Genomic DNA, 18,038 nt, shown 5'->3' with positions numbered 1-18,038 from the left:
GTGGAACTGCTGCACGGTCCGATCCGCGACTACGCCTGGGGGTCCCGCTCGGCCATCGCCGAGCTGCAGGGGCGGCCGGTGCCGAGCGACGGCCCGGAGGCCGAACTGTGGCTGGGCGCCCACCCGGGCGCGCCGGCCGCGGTCGACCGCGACGGCGACCGGGTGAGCCTGACCGACCTGCTGCTCGCCGAGCCGGACCACTGGCTCGGCGAGCGGCTGGTCGGCCGGTTCGGCACCCGGCTGCCGTTCCTGCTCAAGGTGCTCGCCGCCGACGCCCCGCTGAGCCTCCAGGCGCACCCGGACGCCGAGCAGGCCCGCGCCGGGCACGCCGCCGACGCGGCCCGCCCCGACGGGCAGCGCAACTACGTCGACCCGTACCACAAGCCGGAGCTGCTGGTCGCGCTCTCGCCGATGGAGGCGCTCTGCGGTTTCCGGGACCCGGCCGCCTCGGCGGCGGTGCTGACCGGTTTCGGCGTACCTGCGCTGGAGCCGGTGCTGGCGGCGCTGCGCACCGGCCCGGCCGGCCTGCGCGACGCCGTACGGCTGCTGCTGACCTGGCCGGTCGACCGGCGCGACGCGCTGGTGGCGGCCGTGGCGTCGGCGCCGGTCGCGGGGCCGGACGCGGAGCTGGCCCGGAACCTGGCCGGCGCCTACCCGGGCGACCCCGGGGTGCTGGTGGCGATGCTGCTCAACCGGGTGCGGCTGGCGCCCGGCGAGGCGATCTGGATGCCGGCCGGCAACCTGCACGCCTACCTGCGCGGGACCGGCGTCGAGATCATGGCGGCCAGCGACAACGTGCTGCGCGGCGGGCTCACGCCGAAGCGGGTGGACGTCGAGGAACTGCTGCGGGTGCTGCGCTTCGAGGTGCTCCACGACCCGGTGGTGCCGCCGCTGGAGGTGGCCCCGGGGCTGGTCACCTGGCCGGTGCCGGTGGAGGACTTCGCGCTGCACCGGGTGACGGTGGGCGCGGGGCTGCCGCGGGTGACGGTCGAGGTGCCGGGGCCCCGGGTGGTGCTCTGCCGCTCCGGCGAGGTCTCGGTCGACGACGGGGTCGGCGCGGTGACGCTCGGGCCCGGCCGGGCCGCCGTCGGCAGCGCGACCGCCGGAGCGCTGCGGGTGGGCGGCGCGGGGGAGGCGTACGTCGCGAGCTGCGGCCTGCGCTGACCGGCGCCGGGACGGCGACACGAGTCCGACTTTCCCGGAATAGCTTGACTCCACCTTGGCGCAGTGTGACTCTATGAGTACGCAGCGTTATCGCGACGACGGTCCGAGAACGCGCGCGGGGGAACCAAACCGGGGGGATGCACGGGGCGGGCGGCCATGGACGGGACCTCGTCCACGACCGGTCGCCCCGTGCGCTGTCCGCCGATGTCTTCGTGTCCTCTTCACCCGGCCGGTCCTCGCGGCGGCGGCTCGCGAGCGTAAGGTGAATGGTCGCGCAGCACATCGTCCGACAGGAGATTCCATGACCAGCACCCTCCCGGCGTCCGCCAGTGGCACGCCGTCCGAGGCCCGGCCGAGCACTCTCGCCGAGGGCGACTACAAGGTGGCGGATCTGTCGCTCGCCGAGTTCGGGCGCAAGGAGATCCAGCTCGCCGAGCACGAGATGCCCGGCCTGATGGCGATCCGTCGTGAGTTCGCCGACGCCCAGCCTCTCGCCGGTGCCCGGATCACCGGGTCGCTGCACATGACCATCCAGACCGCCGTCCTGATCGAGACCCTGGTCGCGCTCGGCGCGCAGGTCCGCTGGGCGTCCTGCAACATCTTCTCCACGCAGGACCACGCCGCCGCCGCGATCGTGGTCGGCCCGGACGGCACCCCTGAGGCCCCGGCCGGTGTCCCGGTCTACGCCTGGAAGGGCGAGAGCCTGGAGGAGTACTGGTGGTGCACCGAGCGGGTGCTCACCTGGCCCGACGGGCAGGGCCCGAACATGATCCTCGACGACGGCGGCGACGCCACCCTGCTGGTGCACAAGGGCGCCGAGTTCGAGAAGGCCGGCGCCGTCCCGCCGGTCGAGTCCGCCGACTCCGAGGAGTACGCGGTCATCCTCGGCGTGCTGCACCGCTCGCTCGCCGAGGACGGCCAGCGGTGGACCCGGATCGCCGCCGGCATCAAGGGCGTGACCGAGGAGACCACCACCGGCGTGCACCGGCTCTACGAGATGCACCGGGCCGGCACCCTGCTCTTCCCCGCCATCAACGTCAACGACTCGGTGACGAAGAGCAAGTTCGACAACAAGTACGGCTGCCGCCACTCGCTGATCGACGGCATCAACCGGGCCACCGACGTGCTGATCGGCGGCAAGATGGCGGTCGTGCTCGGCTACGGCGACGTCGGCAAGGGCTGCGCCGAGTCGCTGCGCGGGCAGGGCGCCCGGGTCGTGGTGACCGAGGTCGACCCGATCTGCGCCCTCCAGGCGGCGATGGACGGCTACCAGGTCGCCACCCTGGACGACGTGGTCGAGCAGGCCGACATCTTCATCACCGCCACCGGCTGCTTCGACGTCATCACCAACGAGCACATGGCCCGGATGAAGCACCAGGCCATCGTCGGCAACATCGGCCACTTCGACAACGAGATCGACATGGCCGGCCTGGCGAAGCGTTCCGACGTCGAGCGGGTCAACATCAAGCCGCAGGTCGACCTCTGGAAGTTCGCCGACGGGCACGCCATCATCGTGCTGTCGGAGGGCCGCCTGCTGAACCTGGGCAACGCCACCGGCCACCCGAGCTTCGTGATGTCGAACTCGTTCGCCAACCAGACGATCGCCCAGATCGAGCTGTTCACCAAGACCGAGGAATACCCGATCGGCGTCTACGTGCTGCCCAAGCACCTCGACGAGAAGGTCGCCCGGCTGCACCTCGAGGCGCTCGGCGCCAAGCTGAGCACCCTGACCAAGGAGCAGGCGTCCTACCTCGGCGTCTCCGTGGAGGGCCCGTTCAAGCCGGAGCACTACCGCTACTGATCCCGGCCGCACCGACCGGGCCGACCGCTCCCAGCCGAGCGGCCGGCCCGGTCGGCTTTTCCGGGGGTGGGCGCGCCGCCGGCACGGGGGCGAGCCGGCCGGCGTTGCCGCGCGGCGGACGCGTGCCGCCGGGCGGTCAGTCCCGGCGGGCGCGGCGGCGGGCGGGGCGGACCCAGCTCCACACGCACCAGACGAGCCACGCCACCGACACCACGGCGGCCAGCACGTGCAGGCGCAGCGCGTCGAGCAGCAGCACCACGGCGAGTACGGCCAGCCACGGCCCGAACGCCCTCACGCTCGCCACCGGCCGAGCACCATCCGCCGGACCAGCGGCGGAGCGATCCACGACCAGACGCAGAAGAGCATCCAGGCCAGGGCGAACAGGCCGCCGAGCACGTCCAGGCCGGCCGCCGAGAGCAGCACGATCACGCCGACCGCGAGCAGCCAGGTGCGCAGGATCCCCAGCCGGTAGAGCGGGCGCAACGGCAGCAGCAGGGGGTGCGCGTACACCCGGGTCTCCCAGGCCGCGTCGGCGTAGTCGGCGTCGGTCGGGTCCTGCGCCGACGCCTGCCCGAAGGCGCGGTGCGCGGCGCCCACCCGGCCGCGCTGGGCGGCGGCGACACCGTGCAGGGCGAGTGCCACCGGGTTGCCCGGCCACGCCCCGAGGAACTCCCGGGCCACCCGCTCGGCCGCCCGGTCGTCACCCCGGGCGTACGCGAGCTGGAACCGCGAGGCGAAGACGGCCGGCGCGCCCGGCGCGATCGCCGCCGCGCGGGCCACCAGGCGTTCCGCCTTGTCCGGCTGGCCGGCGGCCGAGCAGAGGTCGGCGTACTGGCAGAGCAGCCACGGGTTCTCCGGCTCGATGGCGAGCGCGTCGAGCAGCGCCCGCTCGGCGAGGGCGTGCTCGCGGCGGTGGCGCAGCGCGAGGCCGAGCCGGCCGAGCAGTTCGGCGTCCGGGCCGTGCTCGGCGAGCCCCTGCCGCGCCACGGTCACCACGTCGTCCCAGCGGTCGAGCACGGTCAGCGCGCCCGCCCGCAGCCGGAACGCGAGCCGGCTGGTGGCCAGCGGGGCGGGCAGCCGGTCGACCTCCGTCAGGGCCTGCTCCGGGCGGTTCACCTCCAGCAGGTGGGCGACCCGGGCGAGCTGCGGCTCCGGGCCGGTCACGCGACGGCCACCAGGAAGACCAGGACGGCCTCGGTGAAGCCGAGCAGCAGCACCGCCCCGAGGCCGGGCAGCCACAACGACGCGGGCTGGCCGCCACGCAGCTCGTACGACCGGAACGGGCGCTTCTGCGTGGCGGCGGCCACCAGCCAGACCAGCGCGCCGGCCAGCGCCCCCACCAGCCGTACGGGTCGGCCGGCCCCGTCGTCGACGATCGCGAGCGTCATCGCCAGCCGGGCGAGCAACCCGACCAGGCCCGTGCCGAGCACCGCCATCTGCGCCGGGCGCGACACCCTGAGCCGGCGCCCGTTGAGCAGGGCGAGCACGGTGACGGCCGTCGGGCCGCCGAAGACGGCGGGGAAGATCAACGACTGGGGCCGCCACGGCGGGCGCCGCGTCTCGTACGCCGCCGGCGCGATCGTGGGGGTGAACAGGTCGTCGGCCACGGTGATCCTGTCTCGGTAGGGGCGAGCCGGATCCTGCCACAATCGACGCGCGGCACGCCTCCCCGGACGGTTCGGGGCGACCGCCGAGCCCGCTCAGCTGCCGGCGATCGACCCGCCGCCGTCCCACGCCGACGGGGCAACCGCAGGCCGTACGGTCACGGCCGGCGCGGGCGTGGCCTGGGTCGGCACGGCGGTCCGGGGCGCTGGCGCGAGGTCGGGTGCCGGCGGCCGGACCGGGCCGGCCGGCGCGGGCGGCGCGGGCACCAGTTCGGGCCAGAGCGACGCGACGGCCGTCCGGCCGACCGCCAGCCGGTACCGCGCCCGTCGGTGGCGCTCGCCGAGGACCGCGGCCAGGTAGACCGACTCGGGCATGCCCACGGGCGGGGGCGGCGCGATCACCGCGGAGACCTCGGCCCACAGGCCGCGCCCCAGCCGCCCGCGCGCGGGCTCCGCGAGCTGGTGCACCCGCGCCAGGTACTGCCGGGCGGCCAGCGCCAGGTCGTCGTCCAGCCGGCTCAGGTCCGCCGTGCACGCCCAGCCGGCCAGCGCGGGCACCGCCGTCGGAACCGGCCGCCAGGCGGTCGCCGCGCGGGTGTGCACGACCAGCGTGCCCGCCACCAGGTCGCCCAGCCGACGCCCGCGCCGGTCGGTCAGCATCACCGACACCCCGGCCACCCAGCTCAGCAGCGGCAGCACCAGGCCGGGCCACTCCACGGCCACGCCGACCAGCGCCCGGATCAGCGACTGCCGCGCCCCGACCGGGGCGCCGTCGGCGCTGACCACGCGCAGCCCGACGGCCATCTTGCCCAGCGTGCGGCCGTGGTTGAAGCGCTCGCACAGCACCGGGTAGCCGACCAGCACCAGGATCATGCCCACCGTCGCGAGCCCGCCGGCCAGGGCGCCGTCGACCAGCCCGTCCGGCAGGCCGAGGAGCGCGGTGCCGACGCTCATGGACAGCGCCAGCATGAGGGCCGCCTGGGCCAGGACGTCGAGCAGCAGCGCGAGCACCCGGGAACCGATCCGGGCGGCCCGGACGTCCAGCTCCACGGCCTCCCCGCTGACCAGCCCGGCGTCCGCCCACGGTGCGGGTCGCGGTTGTGCTCTCACCCCGACAGTGAACACTATGATCCCCGGACGGGGGTGACGGTGGATCTCGACGCGTACGTCGCGGAACACAGCGGACAGTGGCGACGGCTGGAGGAGCTCTCCGGGCGCGGCCGGCTCGACGCCGCCGAGGTCGACGAGCTGGTCGCCCTCTACCAGCGGGCCACCACCCAGCTGTCGGTGCTGCGCAGCCGCTCACCCGACCCGGCGCTGGTCGGCCAGCTCTCCCAGGTGGTGCTGCGCGCCCGGGCCCGGCTCACCGGCCGCCCGCGTCCGTCGTGGGCGGCGGTCGGGCGGTTCCTCGTGGCCGGCTTCCCCGCCGCCGTCTACCGCGCCTGGCCCTGGTGGTGCGGGGTGGCGACGGGCTTCACCCTGCTCAGCCTCTTCCTGATCTGGTACGTGGCCGACAACCCGCAGACGGCCGCGGCCTTCATCGGCGACGAGGCGGCCGCCGACCTGGTCGAGTCCGGCTTCGCCGGCTACTACACCGAGTACGCCGCGCCGACCTTCGCCTTCCACCTGTGGACGCACAACGCCTGGCTCGCCGCCCAGTGCCTCGCCGCCGGGGTGCTGATCGTGCCGGTGCTCTACCTGCTCTGGCAGAACGCCCTCAACATCGGCGTGGTCGGCGGGGTGATGGTCGCCTACGGCCGCGCGGACGTCTTCTTCGGCCTGATCACCCCGCACGGGCTGCTGGAACTCACCGGGGTCTTCGTGGCCGCCGGGGTGGGCCTGCGCATCGGCTGGTCCTGGATCGCGCCACCGACACAGCTCACCCGGGGGCAGGCGGTGGCCCGGGCCGGCCGCGAGGGAGTCCTGGTCGCGGTCGGGCTGGTGGGGCTCTTCGCGGTCTCCGCCGTCATCGAGGCGTTCGTGACCCCGGCGCCCGTGCCGGTCCCGGTGCGCGTCGCCGTGGGCGCCGCCGTCTGGCTCGCCTTCCTGGCGTACGTGGTGCTCCTCGGCCGCCGCGCCGTCGCCGCCGAACCTGATCAGAGCCGACCGAGGGACTTGAGGCGGAGGTAGGTGTCGGCCAGGGCGGGGGCCAGGCGGCCCGCCGGGGCGTCCACGACCGTCACGCCGTGGCGACCCAGGGCGGTGCGGACGCGGTCGCGTTCGGCCAGGGCCCGCCAGGCCGCCGCAGCGGCGTAGGCGTCCGCCGGGCGCTGCGGGACGGTGGTGGTGAGGGCGGTCAGCACCGGATCATGCGTCGCCGCGATCACCACCCGGTGCCGGGCGGCCAGCCGGGGGAGCACCGGCAGCAGCCCCTCGCCGAGGGCGCCCGCCTCCAGCGCGGTGAAGAGCACCACCAGGCTGCGCTGGCGCTGCCGTCGCAGCAGCTCGCCGGCGATCAGGTCGAAGTCCGTCTCCGCCAGCGTCGGCTGGAGCGGGGCGAGGGCGTGCACCACGCGCGGGAGCAGGGCCGGCCCGCCCGTGCCGGTGACCGTGGCCCGTACGACCGTGTCGGCGGCGAGCACGTCGACCCGGTCGCCGGCGCGGGCGGCGAGGGCGGTGAGCAGCAGGGCGGCGTCGATGGCGGTGTCCAGCCGGGGCTCGTCGCCGACCCGCACCGCCGAGGTCCGCCCGGTGTCCAGCACGCACAGCAGCCGGCGGTCCCGCTCCGGCCGCCACGTACGCACCAGCACGTCGGCCCGGCGCGCGCTCGCCCGCCAGTCGATCGAGCGGACGTCGTCGCCGACCACGTACTCGCGCAGCGTGTCGAACTCGGTGCCCTGGCCCCGTCCGCGGCTCACCTGGGTGCCGTCGATGACCCGCAGCCGGGACAGCTTCTCCGGCAGGTGCCGGCGGGAGTCGAAGCGCGGCAGCACGCGCAGCGTCCACGGCGGCGTGGCCGGCCGGCCGGAGCGCTGCCGGAACCCCAGCCCCAGCGGCCCGAACGAGCGCACCGTCAGCGCCACCGCCGGCCGGTCGCCCCGCCGCAGCGGGGTCAGCCGGCTGGGCAGCGCCACCGTCACGCCGGGATCGACGCGTACGAGCCGCGACGGGGGCACGTCGGGGCGGGCACCGGCGGAGGGCACCCAGGCGTCGCGGACCTTGGCCCGCAGCGTACGGCCGGAGGGGTTGTGCAGCAGCAGCGCGACGGTGGCGGTGCCGCCGAGCCGGACCGCGCGGTCCCCCTGCCGGGCGGCCGTGAGCGCGCCCGGCGGCGCGGCCAGCGCCCGGTCGAGCAGTACCAGCAGCAGCACCGTCCCGGTCATCACCAGCAGCCCGACGAACGGCGCCGGCCAGGCCGGCAGGGTCAGCGCGCCGACCGCCAGCAGGAGCGCCGCCCGCCAGGTCATCGCGGCGTCGGCACGGTGGCGAGCACCGTGTCCAGCACCGCGTCCACGCCGACGCCCTCCAGCTCCACCTCGGGGCGCAGCCGCAGCCGGTGTCGCAGCGTCGGCCGGGCGACCGCCTTCACGTCGTCCGGTACGACGTGGTCACGGCCGGCCAGCCAGGCCCACGCCTTGGCCGTGTTGAGCAGCGCCGTCGCGCCCCGGGGCGAGGCGCCCAGCTCCAGCGCCGGGGTGTTGCGGGTGGCCCGGCAGAGGTCGACGATGTAGCCGAAGAGCGGCTCGGCCACGTGCACCCGGCCGACCGCCGCCCGGGCAGCCGCCAGGTCGGCCGCGTCGGCCACCGGCCGTACGCCGGCAGCGGCCAGGTCGCGCGGGTCGAAGCCGGCGTGGTGCGCGCGGAGCACGCCCAATTCCTCGTCCCGGTTGGGCAGCGGCACGGTGAGCTTGAGCAGGAAGCGGTCGAGCTGTGCCTCCGGCAGCGGGTAGGTGCCCTCGTACTCGATCGGGTTCTGGGTGGCGGCGACGATGAACGGGTCGGGCAGCGGCCGCCGCTCGCCCTCCACCGAGACCTGCCGTTCCTCCATCACCTCCAGCAGCGCCGACTGGGTCTTCGGCGGCGTCCGGTTGATCTCGTCGGCGAGCAGGAGGTTGGTGAAGACCGGCCCCTCGCGGAAGGTGAAGGCGGCGGTGTGCGGGTCGAAGATCAGCGAGCCGGTGACGTCGCCCGGCATCAGGTCGGGAGTGAACTGCACCCGCTTGGAGCCCAGGTCGAGGGCGGTGGCCACGGTGCGGATCAGCAGCGTCTTGGCCACGCCCGGCACGCCCTCCAGCAGTACGTGCCCGCGACAGAGCAGGGCGATCACCAGGCCGGTGACGACCGCGTCCTGCCCGACGACCGCCTTGGCGACCTCGGTGCGCAGCCGGTGCAGGGCGGCGCGCGGGTCGACGGGCTCGATGGTCGACGGCTCGGCGGTGCCGGCGGGTCGGGTCACCGGGGGTCTCCTTCGGCTCGGTGCGGATGCGGTGCGGCGGGCGGTGGCGGCCCCTCGGCGGGCGGTGGCGGTCCCTCGGCGGGCGGTGGCGGTCCCTCGTGGAACGGCACCGCGGCCGGGTGCGGTGCCCCGGCGTGCGGGGACGGTCCGTCGGTGGTGTGCGGTGCGACGGCTCGGGTGAGCCGGTCCAGCGCGCGGGCCAGGTCCAGCAGTTCCCCGTCGGTCTCGGGCTCGGCGCCGTGCAGCACCTCGTCGGTCCACCGCGGGTCGTCGCCGGTACGGGCGGACACCGCGGCGGCCACGTCGGCCGGCGGCGCGGTCGGCGGCAGGTGCAGCCGGGGCGTCAGGCGGTCGAGGGCGGCGGCCCGCAGCGTCCGGGCGGCCGCGTCCCGGGCGCCGGCCTTCTCGTAGAGGCGGGCGCGGCCGAGCACCGTCTCGGCCGAGCGGACCGTGACCGGCAGCGGCTCGGGGGCCGGCGGGCCGAGCCGCCGGGCCCGCCAGAGCGCGGCCAGCAGGGCGGCCACGGCGAGCTGGGCCAGCAACGCCCACAGCCAGCCGGGGAAGGCGGACCAGAGCGGGTTCGGCGGATCGGGCCTGTCGGCCCGGGAGCCGTCCCGGCCCTCGCTGTCGCTGTCGTCGGGCTCCCCGACCGGGGCTGCCGAGCCGCCGGGGCGCCCGTCGCCGGTCCCGTCTCCGGTGCCGGGGCCGCCGTTCCCGGTGGAGCCGCCCGGCGTCGGCGACCAGGCCGGGCGGCCGGTGCTGCCGTTGCCGAAGACCGGCGGGGGTTCGGGGCCGTCCAGGTCGAGCCACACCACCCGACCGGGCCGGCCGAGCAGCGCGGTGGCGAACGCCCGGTTGTCCCACTCGTCGATCCGGTCGTTGCGGAACGGGTCGCTGGCGCCCACCACCACCGTGCCGTCGGGGACCCGGGGCAGCAGGGCGAGCCCGTCGGCGAAGCAGAACCGGACGGGCGCCGAGGCGTCCGGGGTGGCCGCGTAGCGTTGCCGCCCGACCGCCGCCCGCCCCAGCTGGCGCAGCTCGGGCAAGGGGCAGGGCAGGCCCCGCGCGTCCGGCCCCACCGCCTGCGCGGCCCACCGGCGGCCGGCCGGCTCCACGGGCAGCCCGACCGCCTCCAGCACCCGGCGCGGCGGATCCACCAACACCAGCCTGGTGGTCGAGGGCAGCGAGTCCAACGCGCCGACCGTGTCGGGGTGCAGCAGGGTCGGCGCGGGCACGAAGAGCGTGGTCGCACCGCTGCGGGCGGCCAGCAGCGCCGGCAGCGTCTCCGTCTCCCGCTGCACGGTGACGCCCCGCTCGCGCAGCGCGTCGGCGAGCCGGCTGCCGCCGTCGTCCCCGGTCGCGACGGGGGAGAGGAACCCCCGGTCGTCGGGGTCGGGCTGGTCGACCGCGTGGGTGACCAGGGTCGTGGTCAGCAGCAGCGCGGCCAGGCCCAGCGGGATCAGCAGCCGGTGCCGGCGGCGCCGGGGAGCGGCGGCGGGCCGGAGGGCCGGCGGGGCGGCGGTGGCGGTTGCGCTCATGCTCGGGGCCCGTCCTCGGGGTGCCCGGTCAGCACCCGGTCCAGCTCGGCGGCGTGCTCCCGCATCCGGTGGTCGTGCTCGACGGAGGCCGGGCGCTGGCCGTACCAGATCTCGGAGAAGACCGCCCCGGCGGCGCCGAGCGGCGGGCCCACCTGCGGCCGGCTGTCCGTCGCGGCGCGTACCAGCTCGACGACGGTCATGCCGGGCTGCGGCTGCACCACGCGGCGGGCGGCCAGCTCCCGGACCATCGCCCGCAGCCGCTCCCGGACGGCCTCGGCGTACCGGCCCTCGGCGGCGAGCCGGTCCGCGAGGGAGACGTACGCGGCGGCCGGCAGCTCCGGCTCGCGGGGCGCGGGGACGACCGGCTGCGGGGTGGCCTCCGGCGGCGCGGGCCTGCGGCGTCGACGCAGCCGGGGCAGCCGCCGGGGGATCCAGGCCGGGAACGTGTACCAGCCGGCCGCGACCAGCACCGTGGCGAGCACCAGCAGCAGCGCGACCAGGGGCAGCGGCAGCCGGTCGCTGAGCGCCGCCGTGGTCTCGGTCCACCACCGGCTGAAGCTCATCGCCCCGCCGCCAGCAGGACGGCCTCGGGCGTGCCCGCCCTGGCCCGGGAGAGCCGGATGTCCAGTCCCTCGGTACGCATCCGGGTCTCCAGGTGCAGCACCGCGTCGAGGCAGGCCAGGGCCGGGTAGGCGACGGCGTTCACGCCCGCCCAGACGGCCAGCGACAGCCAGCCGGCCCAGGCCCGGTCGACGAGGTCGAACGAGTCCAGCCCGAGGTAGACGCCGATGCCGAGGCCCAGGCGCACGATCCACCACACCAGGTAGCCGAGCAGCCGGATCCAGCCGGCCCGGCCGGCGCCCCGGACGGCCAGGGCGGCGGAGCGCAACGGGGCGCGCAGCGGGTGCACCCGGTCCACGACCAGCGCCGGCGCCACGGCGCCGAGCAGGGCGAAACCGGCGATCCACACCGGCCCGAACAGCGCGACCCCGAACATCAGCGGGCCGACCAGGGCGGCGAGCAGCGCGGTGGCGCCCCAGCGGGCGCCGGCCGGGCGGAGCAGCTCCAGTGGGGAGGTCGCGCGGCCGAACAGCGCGGCCCCGGCGGCCCGGGCGGCCGGGTTGCCGAGCAGCAGGATGATCATCGCCTCGGTCGCCGCGCCCACCGCCAGCAGCAGCCAGAACACGCCGAACCGGTCGAACTCGACGAACCAGACCGGCGGTACGGTGCCGGCGGCGAGGCGCAGCGGGTACAGCAGGAGCTGCTCGGCCACGGCCAGCGCGAGGGCGACCGGCACCAGCACCCGGGCCTGGGCGCGCAGCAGCAGGACCGCGGAGTCCAGCAGCTCGCCGACCGTGAGGGGGCGGCGCGGAAGCACGGCGGTCGGGCCGGCGTCGGGCACGCGTACTCCTGGGGAGGGACGGCGGTGGCGCGTGACGGCGCACGCGGGGATCATGGTGACACGCCCGTTCCGATCGGGTGGACCCGCACGTCGGGGCGGCGACGCCGGGCACCTGTTGCTGGGCGGCGACGTCCCACGGCAGTACCGTGCCGGGTGACGGGGATCCCACCGAACTGAAGGGGATGGAAACATTAACCCCATGAGAGCCCGGGTACTGGTGGTCGACGACGACCCCGCGCTCGCCGAGATGCTCGGCATCGTCCTGCGCAGCGAGGGCTTCCTGCCCTCGTTCGTCGCCGACGGCGAGCGGGCACTGGCGGCGTTCCGCGAGAACCGCCCCGACATCGTCCTGCTCGACCTCATGCTCCCCGGCATGAGCGGCATCGACGTGGCGCGGTCGATCCGGGCCGAGTCGGGCGTGCCGATCGTCATGCTGACCGCCAAGAGCGACACGGTCGACGTGGTCCTCGGCCTGGAGTCCGGGGCCGACGACTACGTGGTCAAGCCGTTCAAGCCCAAGGAGCTGGTCGCCCGGATGCGGGCGCGGCTGCGCCGCGGCGAGGACGTCGCCCCGGAGATGTTGACCATCGGGCCGCCCGGCAACCAGATCACCATCGACGTCCCGGCGCACACCGTCAGCCGCAACGGCGAGGAGGTGAAGCTGACGCCGCTGGAGTTCGACCTGCTGGTCGCGCTCGCCCGCAAGCCGCGCCAGGTCTTCACCCGCGAGGTGCTGCTGGAGCAGGTCTGGGGCTACCGGCACGCGGCGGACACGCGGCTGGTCAACGTGCACGTGCAGCGGCTGCGGGCCAAGATCGAGCCGGATCCGGAGCGGCCGGAAATCATCCTCACCGTGCGGGGCGTGGGCTACAAGGCAGGCACCGGATAGCCTGGTCACACTGTGGCCACCTCCCTCATCCCGGACCCCCCGACGGCAGCCCCGCGCCGGCACGTCGCCGCGCGGGAGCTGTGGCGTGGCGTGCACGGCCGGGCCGCGCGCCTGCTCGCCGGCCTGCACCAGGCCTGGCGGCGGTCGCTCCAGCTGCGGGTGGTGACCATCACACTGGTCGCGTCCAGTCTCCTGGTGGGCGGTTTCGCCTACCTGATCGCCGACAAGATCACCGGCATCCTGGTGGAGAACGTCGAGACGGACGTGCGGGTGCGGCTGGACAGCGGCGCGGACTACGCGGCGAAGCAGTTCGGCCTCTACGACCAGCCGCAGGAGACGCAGCTGCAGGAGACCATCGAGGGCACGGTCAACTACCTGGCCGGCGGTGACCCGCAGCAGACCACCGGCGTGATCGTGGCGCTCGTCGCCGACAACCACAACGACGCCATCCAGCCCCGCTCCTCGCCCGCGGTCAACGTCCGCCCGCTGATCAGCCCGGAGCTGCGCGAGACGGTCGCCGGGGGCAAGGTCGCCAGCCAGATCCGCACCGGGCGCCTCGGCGAGGAGCGCACGAAGTACCTGGTCTACGGCTCCCCGGTGCCCACCCGGTTCGGTCAGGTGGAGCTCTACTACCTCGTACCGCTGGCCCGGCAGGACGCCACGGCCGCCGAGGTCCGGGACACCGTGGCCGCCACCGGGGCGGCCCTGGTGCTGCTGCTCGGCCTGCTCGCCGGCCTGGTCACCCGGCTGGTGGTGACCCCGGTGCGGGTCGCCGCCCGGACGGCCCAGCGGCTCTCCGCCGGCCTGCTCGACCAGCGCATGGTGGTCAACGGCGAGGACGACCTCGCCCTGCTCGCGGCGTCGTTCAACCAGATGGCGACCAACCTGCAACGGCAGATCCTGCGGCTGGAGGAGATGTCCCGGCTGCAACGCCGCTTCACCTCCGACGTCTCGCACGAGCTGCGCACCCCGCTGACCACGGTCCGGATGGCCGCCGACCTGATCTTCGCCGAGCGCGACGAGTTCGACCCGGCGGTGGCGCGCAGCGCCGAGCTGCTCCAGGCCGAGCTGGACAGGTTCGAGGAGCTGCTGACCGACCTGCTGGAGATCAGCCGCTTCGACGCCGGCTTCGCCATGCTCGACTCCGAGCCGACCGACCTGGTGCCGGTCGTGCACCGGGTGGCCGACCGGCTGGCCGGCCTCGCTGAGCGCGTCGGCGTGGCCATCGAGCTGGACGTCCCCAGCACCCCGGTGATCGCCGAGGTGGATCCCCGGCGGGTGGAGCGGGTGCTGCGCAACCTGGTCGGCAACGCCGTCGAGCACGGCGAGGCCAAGCCGGTGCTGATCACGCTCGGGACGGACGACACGGCGGTGGCGATCACCGTCCGCGACCACGGGGTGGGGCTCAAGCCGGGCGAGGAGAAGCTGGTGTTCAACCGCTTCTGGCGGGCCGATCCGTCCCGGGCACGGCAGACCGGCGGCACCGGGCTGGGCCTGTCGATCAGCCTGGAGGACGCCCGGCTGCACGGCGGCTGGCTGGAGGCCTGGGGCGCGCCCGGGCAGGGCGCCCAGTTCCGGCTCACCCTGCCGTCGCGGGCCGGCGACCGGTTGACCACCTCGCCGCTGCGGCTGGTGCCGGCCGACGCCGCGCTGCCCTTCGGCGGGCCCCGGTCGGGCGGGCTGCTGGCCATCGGCCCCGGCACTCAGGGCGCCCTCGCGATCGGCCCGGGCGCCGACGGCGCGCTGACCGTCGGTCCGGGGCGGCCGGGCAACGGTGGGCACGCGGAGGTGGGGTCGTGAGGCGTCGGCTGCTCGCCGGACTGCTCGGCGGCGCGCTGCTGCTGGGCGGCGTGACCGGCTGCGGCATCCCGGAGAACACCGAGGTCCGGGTGGACGGGCCGGGACCGGCGGCCGAGGGCGGTTCGACCAGCGGCAGCCGGGGCGAGCCCCCGAGCCGCAGCGCCGCCGGCACCGACGCCGAGCAGTTCGTCCAGAACTTCCTCTCCGCTGCGGCCGGTGAGCCGGACGGGGCGTACCAGCGGGTCCGGCAGTTCATCGTGCCGGCGGACCGCGACCGCCTCCAGACCAAGCAGGGCAGCGAGGTCACGCTGGCCGTCGTCCGGCTCACCGAGGAGCCGGTACCCGTCTACGCCCCGGACCGGACCGAGGTCACCCTCAAGGTGCAGCAGGTCGGGCAGCTGCGCACGGACGGCACGTTGGCCCCGCCGGAGACGAGCACCACGACCTACACCTTCGAGCTGCGCAGCCAGGCCGGGCAGGACGGCCTGACGGACGGCGGGCTGTACGTGGCGAACCCGCCGACCGCGCTGCTGCTCAGCGTCGAGGCGCTGGAGACGTACTACCAGAGCCGGACGATCTACTTCTGGAACAACGACCGCACCCGCCTCGTCCCCGACCAGCGTTACCTGCCGCTCGCCGTGCCGGACGAGCGACGGGTCAGCGAGGTGGTCAAGTGGCTGACCGCCGGGCCCTCGGCCTGGCTCGGCACGGCCGTGCGCCGGCTGCCGGACGGCACCCGCCTGATCAACAACGCCACCCGGACGGACGGCCGCTGGGAGGTCGACCTGGAGATGCCGGAGGACAAGGCCCGGCTGGAGCAGCTCGGCACGCAACTCGCCTGGTCGCTGTCGGACCTCGACGGGCCGCTCGACATCAAGATCCGCAACCAGTCCCAGGAGTTCATCCCCGACCTGGAACGGCGCCGCCTGGACCGCCCGGTGCACCAGCTCCCGGAGAGCTTCCAGCGGTTCTGCGTCTACGAGGGCGCCGTCCACCCACTGGCCTACCCGGGAGAGCCGAGCGGCCCGGTGCCCGTGGACGCCAAGGCGAACCGGAACGTCGTCTCCGCCGGGCTCAGCCGCGCCGACAACCAGATCCTGGCGGCGCTGGTGGTCTCCGACGCCAACCGCCAGTGGCTCTCCGTCGGCACCGGCACCGACCCGGTGACCGCCTTCACCCGCAGCGCCAAGGGGTACGCCGCCATGGGCCAGCCGGTCTGGCTGCGCTCCACGTACCGGGGGCAGCCGGCCGGGCTCGTGGTCGCCGACGGGAGCCTCTACCGCTTCGACGCCCAGGCGCAGCTCACCGCCGTGCCGCTGGGCGTACCCGGCCCGGTGACCGCCGTGGCGGCCTCGCTGGACGGGCACCGGATCGCCGTCATCGCCGGGGGCACGCTCTACGTCGCCGCCCTCAGCCCTGACGGCGCGGGGGCGACCCCCGGTCCGGCCCGTCGGCTGCACACCCGGCTGACCAGCCTGTCGGCCGTCGACTGGTACGGCGAGAACACCCTGGTCCTCGCGGGCGCGGTCGGCCGCCCCGCGGTCTACGAGGTCAGCGTGGACGGCGCCCGGGAGAGCCGGCTGGAGGACAAGATCGGCGCCCGGGTGACGCACCTCGCCGCGTACCCGGCGAACGCGGTGGGTCGCCTCGGCGCCGCGATGTACGAGGCGAACGGGGTCGCGTACCGCAGCAGCCCGTTCGAGCGGATCCAGCCGCAGCAGGTGCAGGAGGTCACGCCGCCGTCGGCCGGGGCGCGCGCCGGCAACCCGACCGCCCCCTTCTTCCTCTACTGATCTCCGTGCGGGATCTCGGCGGGCTCTGGGCGGACCTCACCGACCTGGTGCTGCCCGTGGAGTGCGCCGGCTGCCGGGAACGCCGACCGGGGCTGCGGCACGGCGTCTGCCCGGAGTGCGTGGTGGCGCTCGGCGCGTTGCGCCCCAGGGCCGTACGCCCCACTCCCGCCCCGCCCGACCTGCCGCCCTGCGTCGCCCTCGGCCCGTACGCCGGCCCGCTGCGGGAGGCGCTGCTGGCGTACAAGGACCACGGCCGGCACGGTCTGGCCCGGCCGCTGGGGGCGCTGCTCGCCGAGGTCGTGGCGGCGGCGGTGGGCGAGGCCCGTCCGGTGATGCTGGTGCCGGTGCCGGACACCGCGGCGGCGGCCCGCGCCCGCTACGGCGACCACCTCGGCCGGCTGACCCGGCACTGCGCGGACCGGCTGCGCCGGGCGGGCTGGCCGGTGCGGGTGCGCCGTCCCCTGCGTGCCCTGCCCCGACCCGACTCGGTGACGCTGGACAGCGCCGGCCGCGCGGCGGCGGCCGAGTCGGCCTTCCGGGTCCGCCCGCGGGTGCCGTCCGTGCCCGACGGGGCGGCGGTGGTGGTGCTCGACGACATCCTCACCACCGGCGCCACCCTCGCCGCCGTGGGGCGGGCGCTGACGGCGAGCGGGCTGTCACCCACGGTCGCCGCGGTGCTCGCCGCGACCGAGAAACGGCGCCGGCCGTAGCGCTGCGTGTTTCCCTTTCACCCGTTGGTGTATGTGCGGTGAAAAATTGTGGGCCGTCCCGGCGACCGGGGGTGACTGTCGGGCGAATTGGAGTTAGCGTTTTCGTGTCGGGGGTAGGAGGTCTTTCCACCCGCTCCCGGCGGTGAAAGGAGGCGTAGCCGCACTGACCGGTCGACGCCGAGTGGGACCTTCCCGGGGGCGCGCGACCGGATGTTGGAACGAACGACCGTCCGAACTAGGGAGGTCACATGGACATCGTGGTCAAGGGCCGTAACGTCGAAGTGCCGGATCACTACCGGGTGCACGTGGCGGAGAAACTCGCGAAGATCGAACGTTACGACCACAAACTTATCCGTGTCGATGTAGAGCTTTTCCACGAGCGCAATCCGCGCCAGGCGGACCACTGCCAGCGCGTCGAAATCACCTGCGTTTCCCGTGGCCCGGTGATCCGGGCGGAGGCCTGCACGAACGACTTCTACAGCGCGCTCGACGCGGCCATCGCCAAGCTGGACACCCGGTTGCGCCGGGCGGCCGACCGCCGCCGCGTCCACCGCGGCCGGCACGCGCCGCTCTCCGTCGCCGCCGCCACCGCCGGCCTGCCGGTCGCCGGTCTCGACGCGCCCCTAGGTGCGTCCCCCGACGGCTCCGCCACGGCCACCGCCGTGGCCGACCGGGTCGAGGAGGAGGAGCACGACCAGCCCTGGCACATCGCGCGGGAGAAGGTGCACCCCGCCGAGCCGATGACCGTCGACGAAGCCCTGTTCCAGATGGAACTCGTCGGCCACGACTTCTACCTGTTCCAGGACAAGGAGTCCGGTCGCCCGAGCGTCGTCTACCGGCGGCACGCCTACGACTACGGAATCATCTCCCTCGACGCCTGATCGACACGTGCCGTGGTGGCGGCCCACGCCGCCACCACGGCCGAGGGCCGGCCTCCGGAC

17 protein-coding genes are annotated in these 18,038 nt (G+C 75.3%); 8 read left to right on the top strand and 9 right to left on the bottom strand.

Annotated elements, in window-relative coordinates:
• Together manA and ahcY are read left to right on the top strand one after the other, a co-directional pair.
• Nucleotides 1-1,164 (top strand): mannose-6-phosphate isomerase, class I, encoded by a 1,164-nt coding sequence (gene manA / locus GA0070610_RS22580; protein WP_089001901.1) that lies wholly within the window; start codon nt 1-3, stop codon nt 1,162-1,164.
• Nucleotides 1,165-1,465: 301 nt separating this feature from the next.
• Complete coding sequence (gene ahcY, locus GA0070610_RS22575) at nt 1,466-2,965, top strand: adenosylhomocysteinase (protein WP_089001900.1); 1,500 nt, start codon at nt 1,466-1,468, stop codon at nt 2,963-2,965.
• Nucleotides 2,966-3,101: 136 nt separating this feature from the next.
• Here the strand turns inward: ahcY and GA0070610_RS30685 are convergent, their stop codons facing one another.
• The 4 genes from GA0070610_RS30685 to GA0070610_RS22560 form a co-directional block, all read right to left on the bottom strand.
• Nucleotides 3,102-3,269 (bottom strand): hypothetical protein, encoded by a 168-nt coding sequence (locus tag GA0070610_RS30685; protein WP_157747211.1) that lies wholly within the window; start codon nt 3,267-3,269, stop codon nt 3,102-3,104.
• Complete coding sequence (locus tag GA0070610_RS22570; RefSeq protein ID WP_089001899.1) at nt 3,257-4,129, bottom strand: tetratricopeptide repeat protein; 873 nt, start codon at nt 4,127-4,129, stop codon at nt 3,257-3,259. Before GA0070610_RS22570 ends, GA0070610_RS30685 begins: the two co-directional genes overlap by 13 nt.
• Complete coding sequence (locus tag GA0070610_RS22565) at nt 4,126-4,572, bottom strand: hypothetical protein (protein ID WP_089001898.1); 447 nt, start codon at nt 4,570-4,572, stop codon at nt 4,126-4,128. The genes GA0070610_RS22570 and GA0070610_RS22565 overlap by 4 nt, the downstream gene beginning before the upstream one ends.
• A gap of 93 nt (nt 4,573-4,665) precedes the next feature.
• Nucleotides 4,666-5,679, bottom strand: a complete 1,014-nt coding sequence (locus tag GA0070610_RS22560) for an RDD family protein (RefSeq protein WP_231925776.1) — start codon at nt 5,677-5,679, stop codon at nt 4,666-4,668.
• Between the two features lie 33 nt (nt 5,680-5,712).
• Between GA0070610_RS22560 and GA0070610_RS22555 the strand changes: the two genes are divergently transcribed.
• Nucleotides 5,713-6,699 carry a stage II sporulation protein M gene (locus tag GA0070610_RS22555; RefSeq protein WP_231925775.1) on the top strand — a complete coding sequence of 329 codons (987 nt, stop codon included), beginning with the start codon at nt 5,713-5,715 and terminating at the stop codon, nt 6,697-6,699.
• Here GA0070610_RS22555 and GA0070610_RS22550 read toward each other — a convergent pair.
• From GA0070610_RS22550 to GA0070610_RS22530, 5 genes are read right to left on the bottom strand one after another with little or no spacing between them, the layout of a single operon-like run.
• Nucleotides 6,666-7,976 (bottom strand): DUF58 domain-containing protein, encoded by a 1,311-nt coding sequence (locus GA0070610_RS22550; protein WP_089001896.1) that lies wholly within the window; start codon nt 7,974-7,976, stop codon nt 6,666-6,668. The genes GA0070610_RS22555 and GA0070610_RS22550 overlap by 34 nt on opposite strands.
• A complete protein-coding gene (locus GA0070610_RS22545; RefSeq protein ID WP_172896577.1) occupies nt 7,973-8,965 on the bottom strand; it encodes an AAA family ATPase in 993 nt (330 codons plus the stop codon). The genes GA0070610_RS22550 and GA0070610_RS22545 overlap by 4 nt, the downstream gene beginning before the upstream one ends.
• Nucleotides 8,962-10,503, bottom strand: a complete 1,542-nt coding sequence (locus tag GA0070610_RS22540; protein ID WP_231925774.1) for a DUF4350 domain-containing protein — start codon at nt 10,501-10,503, stop codon at nt 8,962-8,964. Before GA0070610_RS22540 ends, GA0070610_RS22545 begins: the two co-directional genes overlap by 4 nt.
• Entirely contained in the window at nt 10,500-11,066 is a 567-nt protein-coding gene (locus GA0070610_RS22535) for a DUF4129 domain-containing protein (RefSeq protein ID WP_089001895.1), read from the bottom strand. The genes GA0070610_RS22540 and GA0070610_RS22535 overlap by 4 nt, the downstream gene beginning before the upstream one ends.
• Entirely contained in the window at nt 11,063-11,905 is an 843-nt protein-coding gene (locus GA0070610_RS22530) for a hypothetical protein (protein WP_089001894.1), read from the bottom strand. Before GA0070610_RS22530 ends, GA0070610_RS22535 begins: the two co-directional genes overlap by 4 nt.
• A 199-nt stretch (nt 11,906-12,104) precedes the next feature.
• Here GA0070610_RS22530 and mtrA point away from each other — a divergent pair, with 199 nt between their 5' ends.
• The 5 genes from mtrA to hpf all read left to right on the top strand — a co-directional run bounded on the left by mtrA (nt 12,105) and on the right by hpf (nt 17,978).
• Nucleotides 12,105-12,794, top strand: coding sequence for an MtrAB system response regulator MtrA (gene mtrA, locus GA0070610_RS22525; RefSeq protein WP_089001893.1), 690 nt, complete (start codon nt 12,105-12,107; stop codon nt 12,792-12,794).
• A 12-nt stretch (nt 12,795-12,806) separates the two neighbouring features.
• Entirely contained in the window at nt 12,807-14,594 is a 1,788-nt protein-coding gene (mtrB, locus tag GA0070610_RS22520) for an MtrAB system histidine kinase MtrB (protein WP_089001892.1), read from the top strand.
• Nucleotides 14,591-16,387, top strand: coding sequence for an LpqB family beta-propeller domain-containing protein (locus GA0070610_RS22515; protein ID WP_089001891.1), 1,797 nt, complete (start codon nt 14,591-14,593; stop codon nt 16,385-16,387). Before mtrB ends, GA0070610_RS22515 begins: the two co-directional genes overlap by 4 nt.
• Nucleotides 16,388-16,392: 5 nt before the next feature.
• Nucleotides 16,393-17,097 carry a ComF family protein gene (locus tag GA0070610_RS22510; RefSeq protein WP_089001890.1) on the top strand — a complete coding sequence of 235 codons (705 nt, stop codon included), beginning with the start codon at nt 16,393-16,395 and terminating at the stop codon, nt 17,095-17,097.
• Between the two features lie 248 nt (nt 17,098-17,345).
• Entirely contained in the window at nt 17,346-17,978 is a 633-nt protein-coding gene (hpf, locus tag GA0070610_RS22505; protein WP_089001889.1) for a ribosome hibernation-promoting factor, HPF/YfiA family, read from the top strand.
• Nucleotides 17,979-18,038 lie beyond the last annotated feature (60 nt).

Source organism: Micromonospora echinofusca, assembly GCF_900091445.1.
Lineage (GTDB): Bacteria > Actinomycetota > Actinomycetes > Mycobacteriales > Micromonosporaceae > Micromonospora > Micromonospora echinofusca.
The sequence above is the reverse complement of the archived record's forward strand: the minus strand, read 5'-3'. Positions and strand labels throughout refer to the sequence as shown.